At 65.4% G+C, this 10,363-nt stretch carries 10 protein-coding genes and 2 rRNA genes; 7 read left to right on the top strand and 5 right to left on the bottom strand.

Annotation, left to right across the window (positions count from 1 at the left end):
- A 23S ribosomal RNA gene (locus ACR2JI_RS00465) occupies positions 1 to 189 on the top strand; the annotation flags it as partial.
- A gap of 108 nt (positions 190 to 297) precedes the next feature.
- Positions 298 to 410 (top strand): 5S ribosomal RNA (gene rrf, locus ACR2JI_RS00460).
- A 63-nt stretch (positions 411 to 473) separates the two neighbouring features.
- Here rrf and ACR2JI_RS00455 read toward each other — a convergent pair.
- The gene (locus ACR2JI_RS00455) at positions 474 to 989 is read right to left on the bottom strand and encodes a methylated-DNA--[protein]-cysteine S-methyltransferase (protein ID WP_526386884.1); all 516 of its coding nucleotides are present in this window, start codon (positions 987 to 989) and stop codon (positions 474 to 476) included.
- Between the two features lie 52 nt (positions 990 to 1,041).
- Between ACR2JI_RS00455 and glsA the strand changes: the two genes are divergently transcribed.
- A complete protein-coding gene (gene glsA / locus ACR2JI_RS00450; RefSeq protein WP_526386882.1) occupies positions 1,042 to 2,334 on the top strand; it encodes a glutaminase A in 1,293 nt (430 codons plus the stop codon).
- Here glsA and ACR2JI_RS00445 read toward each other — a convergent pair.
- A complete protein-coding gene (locus ACR2JI_RS00445) occupies positions 2,328 to 3,941 on the bottom strand; it encodes an adenylate/guanylate cyclase domain-containing protein (protein ID WP_526386880.1) in 1,614 nt (537 codons plus the stop codon). The genes glsA and ACR2JI_RS00445 overlap by 7 nt on opposite strands.
- Before the next feature lie 72 nt (positions 3,942 to 4,013).
- On the opposite strand from ACR2JI_RS00445, the gene nucS reads away from it, so the two are divergent.
- Positions 4,014 to 4,679: an endonuclease NucS gene (gene nucS, locus ACR2JI_RS00440; protein WP_526386877.1), complete on the top strand. Its 666-nt coding sequence runs from the start codon at positions 4,014 to 4,016 to the stop codon at positions 4,677 to 4,679.
- Positions 4,679 to 4,912 carry an Rv1322 family protein gene (locus ACR2JI_RS00435; protein ID WP_526386875.1) on the top strand — a complete coding sequence of 78 codons (234 nt, stop codon included), beginning with the start codon at positions 4,679 to 4,681 and terminating at the stop codon, positions 4,910 to 4,912. Before nucS ends, ACR2JI_RS00435 begins: the two co-directional genes overlap by 1 nt.
- Before the next feature lie 3 nt (positions 4,913 to 4,915).
- On the opposite strand, the gene mce is transcribed toward ACR2JI_RS00435, so the two are convergent.
- Positions 4,916 to 5,383 carry a methylmalonyl-CoA epimerase gene (gene mce, locus ACR2JI_RS00430; RefSeq protein ID WP_526386873.1) on the bottom strand — a complete coding sequence of 156 codons (468 nt, stop codon included), beginning with the start codon at positions 5,381 to 5,383 and terminating at the stop codon, positions 4,916 to 4,918.
- An 82-nt stretch (positions 5,384 to 5,465) separates the two neighbouring features.
- Between mce and ACR2JI_RS00425 the strand changes: the two genes are divergently transcribed.
- Entirely contained in the window at positions 5,466 to 6,647 is a 1,182-nt protein-coding gene (locus ACR2JI_RS00425; RefSeq protein ID WP_526386871.1) for a thiolase family protein, read from the top strand.
- A 74-nt stretch (positions 6,648 to 6,721) separates the two neighbouring features.
- Here ACR2JI_RS00425 and ACR2JI_RS00420 read toward each other — a convergent pair whose 3' ends face one another.
- Positions 6,722 to 7,099, bottom strand: coding sequence for a hypothetical protein (locus tag ACR2JI_RS00420; RefSeq protein ID WP_526386869.1), 378 nt, complete (start codon positions 7,097 to 7,099; stop codon positions 6,722 to 6,724).
- Positions 7,100 to 7,266: 167 nt separating this feature from the next.
- Between ACR2JI_RS00420 and ACR2JI_RS00415 the strand changes: the two genes are divergently transcribed.
- Complete coding sequence (locus tag ACR2JI_RS00415; RefSeq protein WP_526386867.1) at positions 7,267 to 8,154, top strand: tetratricopeptide repeat protein; 888 nt, start codon at positions 7,267 to 7,269, stop codon at positions 8,152 to 8,154.
- 155 nt (positions 8,155 to 8,309) lie between these two features.
- On the opposite strand, the gene glgB is transcribed toward ACR2JI_RS00415, so the two are convergent.
- A partial coding sequence (glgB, locus tag ACR2JI_RS00410; protein WP_526386865.1) for a 1,4-alpha-glucan branching protein GlgB occupies positions 8,310 to 10,363 on the bottom strand: 2,054 nt, incomplete at its 5' end.

The raw sequence follows: 10,363 nt of genomic DNA, 5'->3' as shown, positions 1-10,363 counted from the left end.
GGCTGGATAGCCACGTTCGGACAGGATAACCGCTGAAAGCATCTAAGCGGGAAACCTTCTCCAAGACCAGGCTTCTCACCCATTAAGTGGGATAAGGCCCCCCGCAGACCACGGGATTGATAGACCAGACCTGTAAGCGCAGTAATGCGTATAGGGAACTGGCACTAACCGGCCGAAAACTTACAACAACACACTCGCAACCACACCCACGAACACATATCGAGCACCACACCCCACCACCAAATACACCGGCACACCCGTGCCGGCACACGGGGCACACACAAATTTACATAGAGTTACGGCGGCCATAGCGGCAGGGAAACGCCCGGACCCATCCCGAACCCGGAAGCTAAGCCTGCAAGCGCCGATGATACTACCCAAAAGGGTGGAAAAGTAGGACACCGCCGAACACCATTTAAGGAACGCCCCCCGAGAAATCGGGGGGCGTTCCGCTTTTTAAATACAGGCTGAATTCAGGCGAACAAAGTCAAATCGATAGGCGCTTGCATCTCCGCCGAGTTCCTCTCCAAAGCAATGAGCGTGCTCTTGCGTTCAATTCCGCCGGCATAACCCGTTAGGGCGCCCGCCGCACCGATTACCCGGTGGCAGGGAATGATGATCGAAATCGGATTCCTACCGTTGGCCAATCCGACTGCACGCGACGCACCCGGAGAACCGATCTGCTCGGCGATCTCACCGTATGACCGGGTCTCGCCGTATGGAATGGTCTGCAAAGCCGCCCACACCCGACGCTGGAAATCGGTACCGGTCAATCGCATAGCGACGTCGAATTCGGTAAGTGAACCGGCGAAGTATGCGTCAAGCTGCTCGGCCACATCGGCGAACGCCTCGGGCCCGGCCGGCTCCCAGCCCGACCGGTCCGGCTCATGGGCATGGTCGGCCATCCGCAGATGGACCAGGGTCGAGCCTTCGCCGGCCAATGTCAGCGGGCCCACCGGGCTGTCGATGATGCGATACCGCAGTGCCATCCCTCGACTCTGGCACGGGTAAGCGCGATATGCCAGCCGTTACGATCCGACTATGGCTCAACTGGTGCAGCGCTATCTCGACGACATCGTCGCCGAGTACGCCCCCATCACCGATGGCGCCCTGGCCGACTACATTCCCGAACTCACCGAAGCCGACCCGACCTCGTTCGGCCTCACCCTGTCCGCCTCGGACGGCTACCTCTACCAGGCCGGCGACGCCGGTACCGAATTCACCATCCAGTCGATCTCCAAACCGTTCACCTATGCGCTCGCACTGGAGTTGGCCGGGCAGCAGGCGGTGGATACCAAGATCGGTGTCGAGCCATCCGGTGACGCATTCAACGAGATCAGTGTCGACGAGAAGACCAAGACTCCGAAGAACGCCATGATCAATGCCGGCGCGATCGCCGCGGTGTCCCTGATCCCCGGCGCCACCCCGGACGAGCGTTTCGCCCGTATCCAGGATTTCTATTCGGCCTGCGCCGGGCGCCCGCTGGAACTCGACGAGGCCGTCTACCGTTCGGAGAAGGCCACCGGTAATCGGAACCGGGCGATCGCCTACATGCTGACCAGTTTCGGTGTGCTCGAGGACGATCCCGATGAGGTGCTCGACGTCTACTTCCGGCAGTGCTCGCTGCGGGTCACCAGTGTCGACCTGGCCCGGATGGCCGCCACCCTGGCCAGAGGTGGGGTCAACCCGCAGACCGGCAGACGGGTGGCCGATAGCAAGGTGGTCCAGCGCACGCTGAGCGTCATGGTCACGTGCGGGATGTACAACGGGGCAGGGGACTGGGTCAGTGCGGTCGGCATGCCCGCCAAGAGTGGCGTCGGCGGCGGAATCCTGGCCGTGCTGCCCGGCCAACTGGGGATCGGGGTGTACTCGCCACTGCTGGATGGCAGGGGTAACAGCCTGCGGGGAGTCCTGGTCTGCCGCGCTCTCTCAGACCGCCTCGGACTGCACTTCCTCAACGTCAGCCGCGAGTCGCGATCCACCATCCGCGCGATCTACGAGGCGAGTCCCGGTATCAGGGTGTACGAGATGCACGGGGACCTGATGTTCGCCGGCGCCGAACGGGTACTGCGCTCGGTCGACCGGGAGAGTGGGGACTTCTCCGTGGGCATTCTCGACGTCACCCGGGTCGACACCATCAACGATTCGGCCCGGGCGCTGCTGGCCGGAATGAGCGCCACACTGCGGGCGGCCGGCAAGCTTGGCCTGCTCGTCGACCCGGATGCCGCGGTGATCCTGCCCGGCCGCGGTTATGACGATGTCGCGTTCACCGATCTCGACAGCGCACTGGGGGCCGCCGAAAAATGGCTACAGACCGACCGTTGCGCTCAGTGACCGCCGATGAGAGTCGCGACCGCGACCCGCTCGTCATAACCACGTAGCCGGACCGGTCTGCGGGACCGCCAGAATCGCTGCTCGCGTTCGGGGGCCGCGCTCACTGTCACCGCGGACACCAGCACCCGATTCGGCTCCGTTCGTGCCAGTTCGCTGAGCCGTGCCGCCTCGTTCACCGGCTCACCGATCACCGTGTATTCGAAACGTTCCTTCGCGCCGACATTTCCGGCCACCACCTGTCCGGCCGCAACGCCGATCCGCGCCGGGCACTCGGGCACCTCGCGCTCCAGCCTCCTGCTGATCGTCCGGGCTGCAGCCAGCGCCTCGCCCTCGGGGTTCTCCATGGCGACCGGAGCTCCGAAAATCGCCAGTGTGGCGTCACCCTCGAATTTGTTGACCAGCCCACGGTGCCGGTCGACCTCCTCGACGACGATCGAGAAGAACCGGTTGAGCAGATCGACCACCTCCTTGGGGGGCAGGGTGCTGACCAGCCGGGTGGATCCCACAACGTCGACGAACATCACCGCGACGTGGCGCTCCTCGCCGCCGAGCTTCGGGCGCTGCATCTCAGCCATCGCGGCCACCTCACGACCGACGTGGCGGCCGAACAGATCGCGGACCTGTTCGCGCTCGCGCAGACCGGCGACCATCGAGTTGAATCCGCGCTGTAGTTCACCGAGTTCGGTGCCGTCGAACACCACCACGCTGGCATCCAGATCACCCTCCTCCACCCGGCGCAGGGCGGCGCGCACCATCCGCACGGGTGTGGAGGTCAGCCACGCCAGAATCCACATCAGGATGAAGCCCACCAGCACGCTGAGGACTGAACTGATGACGACCGCCACTTCCAACTGAGTCTTGGTCAGGTTCCCCAGGATCAGCGAGAACATCGCGGTCAGACCGATTCCTATGACAGGAACACCGGAGCTGAGCAGCCAGACCACCACGGTGCGGCCCATGATCCCGGGCGCCAGCCGGCGGGGCGGGCGTCCGGCGGCAAGCGCTTCGGCTGCCACCGGTCGCAGCGCGAACTCTGCCGTCAGATAGCACGTGGTGGCCACCACCAGGCCGCAGAAGATCACCGTCAGCGATATGCGAGGGATGAACAACGGGTCGTACATTCCGAAGAGGACGGTCAGCAGTACCGCTCCGCCACCCCATAAGACCAAGTGGGACAGCGCAATTCGCCACGGCGTCAGCAGCGTGCTACGCAGATCATCCTGAGTCGGTGGTCGTCCATCGATCGCCCAGCGTAGGTCGTTGACCGTACGGCGGTGTATCCACCAGGTGCCGAACACCATCGCGAGCAGGATGTAGGCGGGGGTGGCGATAAATGGCACCCATCCCGGTACATCGCTGATCACACTCGGTTCGGGGAAGGCCACCACGTCGAGCAGCAGCGCCAGGGCGATGCCGATCACGTTCACCGTCAGGATGAACAGGGTGAGGATGACCTGAATCCGGACATGTCTGCGGTTGGGGCTCTCGGAGACCTTGCCCAGCAGCAATGAACCATAGGCCGGCGTCTTGGTGAGCCGACCGCTCTGGCGGGTGAGGCGTTCCAGTACGCGGCCTAGCCGCTGCGCCGCGCTCGGTCGGGAACTCATGGTGGCGTCAGCCTAATTCGGCTTCGGCGGTATCAGCCGGAATCGGCTCAGCCGGCACCCTAAGCTGAACCAGTGCGACTCGTGATCGCCCAGTGCACCGTGGACTACCTCGGCCGGCTCACCGCCCACCTGCCGTCGGCCCGCCGGCTGCTCCTGGTCAAGGCCGACGGCTCGGTCAGTGTGCACGCCGACGACCGGGCCTATAAGCCGCTGAACTGGATGAGTCCGCCGTGCTGGCTGACTGAGGACTCCGACGGCGCCGTGTGGGTGGTGGAGAACAAGGCCGGCGAGCAGTTGCGCATCACCATCGAGGAGATCGAGCACGATTCCAGCCATGAGCTGGGCATCGACCCCGGGCTGGTGAAGGACGGTGTGGAAGCCCACCTGCAGAAGTTGCTCGCTGAGCACATTGAACTGCTCGGTGAGGGCTACACCCTGGTGCGCCGGGAGTTCATGACGGCCATCGGCCCGGTGGACATTCTGTGCCGTGACGCCGACGGCCGTTCGGTGGCGGTGGAGATCAAACGCCGGGGTGAGATAGACGGCGTCGAGCAATTGACCCGATACCTGGAACTGATGAACCGGGACCCGCTGCTGGCTCCGGTCACCGGAGTGTTCGCCGCACAGCAGATCAAGCCGCAGGCGCGGACACTGGCCGAAGACCGTGGCATTCGCTGCCTGACATTGGACTACGACGTGATGCGCGGACTGGACAACGACGAGTTCCGGTTGTTCTGATGCGGCGGATCGAGACCGGCGCTGACGGCTACGAGTACGAGGTGGTCCCGATCCCCGGGGCGCGGTCGGAGAAGACCTACCGGTGCCCGGGTTGCGACCACGAAATCCGTTCCGGCACCGGACATGTGGTCGTATGGCGAAGCGAGTTCTCAGACGGTGATGACCGCCGACATTGGCATACGCTCTGCTGGGTCAACCGCGAAACGCGAAGGCCCGCCAGGAAGCGCCCGTAGCCGTTACTGGCTGGAGTGCTCGACCAGTTCGATCAGGACACCGCCGGCGTCCTTGGGGTGAATGAAGTTGATCCTGGAGTGCGCGGTGCCGCGACGGGGGGTCTCGTAGACCAGGCGGACGCCCTGGGAGAGGAGTCGTTCTGACATCGCGTCGAGATCACTCACCCGGTAGGCGATCTGCTGGATGCCCGGACCGCGCTTGTCGATGAATTTGGCGATGGTCGACTCGTCGTCCAGGGGCGCCATCAGTTGGAGTTGGGCGCAAGCGTCACCGCCACCGGGAACGGCCAGCATCGCCTCGCGGATGCGCTGGTCGGTGTTGATCTCCTCGTGCACGAGGATCATGCCGAGGTGATCGTGATACCAGGCGATCGCGGCGTCGAGGTCAGGCACCGCGATGCCGACGTGATCGACCGCGGTCACCAATGAAGTCGCCAGGAATCCCCGGGTGCCGACGTGCTCAGTGGTCATAACGTAACGGTAACCTGATCGCGGAGATCTTGTTGAGTCGGTCGGCTGAAACGGCCGCCCACCACGCGCTTTGGAGGTAGGAATGACGACGTCTGTGATCGTTGCTGGAGCCCGCACGCCCATCGGCCGGCTGATGGGATCGCTGAAGGATTTCTCCGGCACCGATCTGGGCGCCATCGCCATCCGCGGGGCGCTGGAGAAGTCCGGTGTGCCGGCCGCACTCGTCGAGTACGTGATCATGGGTCAGGTGCTGACCGCCGGCGCCGGGCAGATGCCCGCGCGTCAGTCCGCCGTCGCCGCCGGCATCGGTTGGGACGTCCCCGCGCTGACCATCAACAAGATGTGTCTGTCTGGCATCGACTCCATCGCGCTGGCCGACCAGCTGATCCGGGCCGGCGAGTTCGATGTCGTGGTGGCCGGTGGTCAGGAGTCGATGTCGAGGGCCCCGCACCTGCTGATGGACAGCCGGGCCGGCTATAAGTACGGCGATGTCACCGTGCGGGATCACATGGCGTATGACGGGCTGCACGACGTGTTCACCGATCAGCCGATGGGCGCACTGACCGAGCAGCGCAACGATGAGGACAAATTCACCCGCCTCGAGCAGGACGAGTTCGCGGCCGGGTCGCATCAGAAGGCCGCCGCCGCCTGGAAGGACGGGGTGTTCGCCGATGAAGTGGTGCCGGTGAAAATCCCACAGCGCAAAGGCGATCCGATCGAGTTCACCGAAGACGAGGGAATCCGGGCCAACACCACCGCCGACTCCCTCGCAGGTTTAAAGCCTGCCTTCCGCACGGACGGCACCATCACCGCCGGTTCTGCATCGCAGATCTCCGACGGTGGTTGTGCGGTCGTTGTGATGAACAAGGCCAAGGCGCAGGAGCTCGGACTCACCTGGCTGTGCGAGATCGGCGCGCACGGCAATGTCGCCGGCCCGGATTCCACGCTGCAGTCCCAGCCGGCCAACGCCATCAAGAAGGCGATGGCCCGGGAGGGCATCACCGCCGATCAACTCGACGTCATCGAGATCAACGAGGCGTTCGCGGCGGTGGCACTGGCCTCCACCCGGGAACTGGGCGTCGATCCGGAAAAGGTGAACCGCAGCGGTGGTGCCATTGCGATGGGCCATCCGATCGGCATGTCCGGTGCACGCATCACGCTGCACGCCGCACTTCAACTGTCGAAGCTGGGCTCGGGCTACGCGGTGGCCGCGCTCTGCGGGGCCGGCGGCCAGGGTGACGCGTTGATCCTGCGGGCCGGCTAACCGACCCGCAGGCTCATAGGGGTTTGCTGGACACCTCGGCCATAAGCCGTGTGACGTTCGTCATACCGCCCGCGTCAGCAGGGGATGACGTCCCCGGTGGGAGCGAAGCAGAGGCAGGGATCCGCGCCCGGGGTGTAGTAGGCCTCACCCGAGGGGGTGAAGCACGGCAACTCGCCCGGGAACGAGGGAGCGAGCGGATAGTCGTAGGGAATTGCGTAGCGGATGGCGTCGTCAACCGCCACGGTGTCCACAGCGGCGCGAGCGACCGGATCGACCCCGACGGGTCCGACGACGCCTCCGACCCCGATCGGTCCGACCGGTCCGGCGACGACGCCTCCGACGCCCACCGGGCCTCCGACGCGCCCGACGCCCCCGTAGCCGCCGACGCCGTACGGGTCGAATGGATCACGGACGTCAGCCCCGGCGGTGGGTCCTGCGACGAGGGAACCCATCGACATTGCCGCTACCGCCAGGAAGGTTAGGGCCGCTCGTTTCACGTCGCACTCCGATCGCCAGAAAGTTTGTCAGCCTAACCTTAGAGCCTTCAGCCGGAATCCGTCCATCAGGCGCGAGGAACCGGCGATCGGGGCGCCGTCGCGGACGTGACAGACTTATCGGCGTGACTCGACCCCGCCCGAGAACCTCGCCCGCGCTGGCCGGAGCCGTCGATCTGTCCGGTCTCAAACAGCGTGCCCAGCCTGCCGGTGGTGGCGGGTCCGTTCCTGGCGGTGTCGCGGTTACCGAGGCCACATTCGAAGCCGAGGTGCTGGTCCGCTCGACTCAGGTGCCGGTGATCGTGGTGCTGTGGTCGCCGCGCAGCGAGGCCTGCGTCGCGCTGGTCGACGTGCTGGCCTCGATGGCGGCCGCCGATGGCGGGACGTGGTCGCTGGCCACCATCAACGTCGACGTCGAGCCGCGGGTGGCCTCGATGTTCGGTGTCGAAGCCGTGCCGGCCGTCATTGCACTGGCCGCGGGCCGTCCGCTGGACAGCTTCCAGGGTGTCCAGCCCCCGGAACAGCTGCGGCGCTGGATCGACTCCCTGTTGTCGGCCACCGCTGGAAAACTCGGCGGCGCTCCCGATGACGCACCCGAGGTCCTCGACCCCGCACTGGTGGCGGCTCAGGATCTGGTCGACGCCGGTGACTTCCCGGGTGCTGCGGCCGCCTTCCAGGCGATCCTGGATAAGGATCCGGGTCACGTCGAGGCCAAGGGCGCGCTGCGCCAGATCACCTTCCTGGAGCGCGCCAGCGTGCAGCCGCCCGATGCAGTCGGCACCGCTGATGCGGCCCCCGACGATATCGACGCGGCCTTCTCCGCCGCCGATGTGCAGATCCTCAATCAGGATGTGGCGGCGGCGTTCGATCGGCTTACCGCGCTGGTCCGGCGGACCGCCGGCGATGACCGGACGAAGGTGCGCACCCGGCTGATCGAGTTGTTCGAGCTGTTCGACCCAGCCGATCCCGATGTGATCGCCGGACGGCGCAACCTGGCCAACGCCCTGTACTGACCCCGATACCAACTCGGGCCCGCAAGCCGCAAGCCGCAAGCCGCAAGCCGCAAGCCCGCGAGCGTGAAGTTAGCGTCACGCTCGGCGCCGACTGTGAAGTTAGCGTCACGCTCGGCGGGGGCGGGGGCGGGGCCGGCCGGGGCGAGCGGCGAGGGTTAGGCCGGTTCGAGCCAGACCGCTGACGTCGGCGGCAGCACCAACTGCGCTGAGGCCGGGCGGCCGTGCCAGGGGTCCTCGACGGCCTCGACGCCGCCGAGGTTTCCGATACCGGAGCCGTTGTAGACCGTGGCGTCGCTGTTGAGCACTTCACGCCAGGTGCCGGCACAGGGCAGTCCAAGGCGGTACCGGCTGTGCTCGGAACCGGCGAAGTTGAACACACACGCCAGCACCGAACCATCGGCCCCCCAGCGCAGGAAGCTGAACACATTGCTCACCGAGTCGTTGGCGTCGATCCAGGAGTAGCCCTCCGGCCTGGTGTCCTGACTCCACAGTGCGGGCCGGCTGCGGTAGACGTTGTTGACGTCTGACAGGAATCGCAGGATGCCGCCGGAGAAGCCGTGCTCCTCGAGTTGGAACCAGTCCACACCGCGTTCCTCGGACCACTCGGCACGCTGGCCGAACTCCTGGCCCATGAACAACAGCTTCTTGCCCGGGTGTGCCCACTGGTAGGCGAGCAGGCTGCGCAGCCCGGCGGCCTTGACGTGGTCATTGCCCGGCATCCGACTCCACAGTGTGCCCTTGCCGTGCACCACCTCGTCATGACTGATCGGCAATACGAAATTCTCGCTGAACGCGTACAGCATCGAGAAGGTCATCTCGTGGTGGTGGTAGCTGCGGTAGATCGGATCACGACTGATGTAGTCCAGCGTGTCGTGCATCCAGCCCATATTCCACTTCATCGAGAAGCCAAGGCCGCCAACGGTTGTCGGCCGCGTGACTCCCGGCCACGACGTAGACTCCTCGGCGATCGTGACGATGCCGGGCGTGAGCTTATGGACGGTGGCGTTCATCTCCTGCAGGAACTGGACGGCTTCGAGATTCTCCCGGCCGCCGTGGGCATTCGGCGTCCAGCCATCCGCCGGACGCGAGTAGTCCAGGTAGAGCATCGAGGCCACCGCATCGACGCGTAATCCATCGACGTGGAATTCCTGCAGCCAGTACAGGGCGTTGGCCACCAGGAAGTTGCGCACCTCCGCTCGGCCGAAATCGAATACGTAGGTACCCCAGTCCAATTGCTCGCCACGGCGGGGGTCGGAGTGCTCGTAGAGTGCGGTCCCGTCGAACCGGCCCAGCGCCCAATTGTCCTTGGGGAAGTGGGCCGGAACCCAGTCCACGATCACCCCGATGCCGGCCCGGTGCAGCGCGTCGACCAGGAAGCGGAAGTCATCGGGAGAGCCGAACCGCGACGTTGGCGCGTAGTAGGACGTGACCTGATAACCCCATGAACCGCCGAACGGGTGCTCGGCCACCGGCAGCATCTCCACATGTGTGAAGCCATGCGCCACAACGTATTCGGTCAGCTGGTCGGCCAATTCCCGGTAGCTCAGGCCGGGCCGCCACGATCCCAGGTGCACCTCGTAGGTGCTCATCGGCTCGAAAACCGGGTTGGTGGCGGCCCGTCGGGTCATCCACGCCTGGTCATTCCAGCGGTAATCCGACGAGAACACCCGGGATGCGGTGTGCGGCGGCACCTCGGTGGCAAAGGCCATCGGGTCGGCCCGGTCGGTCACCGATCCGTCGACGCCATGCACCCGGAACTTATAGAAGCCGTCGTGGGCGAAGCCGGGCCAGAACAGCTCCCATACTCCGGAGGATCCGAGCACCCGCATCGGTGCGTCATTGCTGTCCCAACCATTGAACTCGCCGATCAGACTGACGCCCTTGGCATTCGGCGCCCACACCGCGAAGGAGACGCCGTCGACCACACCATCGGCGGTGGTGAAGGACCGCGGGTGCGCGCCGAGAATCTCCCACAGCCGTTCGTGGCGGCCCTCGGCGAACAGGTGCAGGTCCACCTCGCCCAGGGTGGGCAGGAATCGGTACGGGTCGGCCGCGGTGTAGGTGAAGGGTTCACCGTCAGATCCCGGATAGCTCACTTCGAGGCGGTAGTCGACGAGATCGGTGAAGGGCAGCGCGACCGCGAACAGCCCCGACCCCAGCTGCGTCATCGGATGCCGGTGGCCCCCGACGAGTGCGACTACCGCGGTGG

Origin of the sequence: Mycobacterium sp., assembly GCF_051006775.1 — a bacterium.
In the GTDB taxonomy this organism is placed as follows: Bacteria; Actinomycetota; Actinomycetes; order Mycobacteriales; family Mycobacteriaceae; genus Mycobacterium.
The sequence above is the reverse complement of the archived record's forward strand: the minus strand, read 5'-3'. Positions and strand labels throughout refer to the sequence as shown.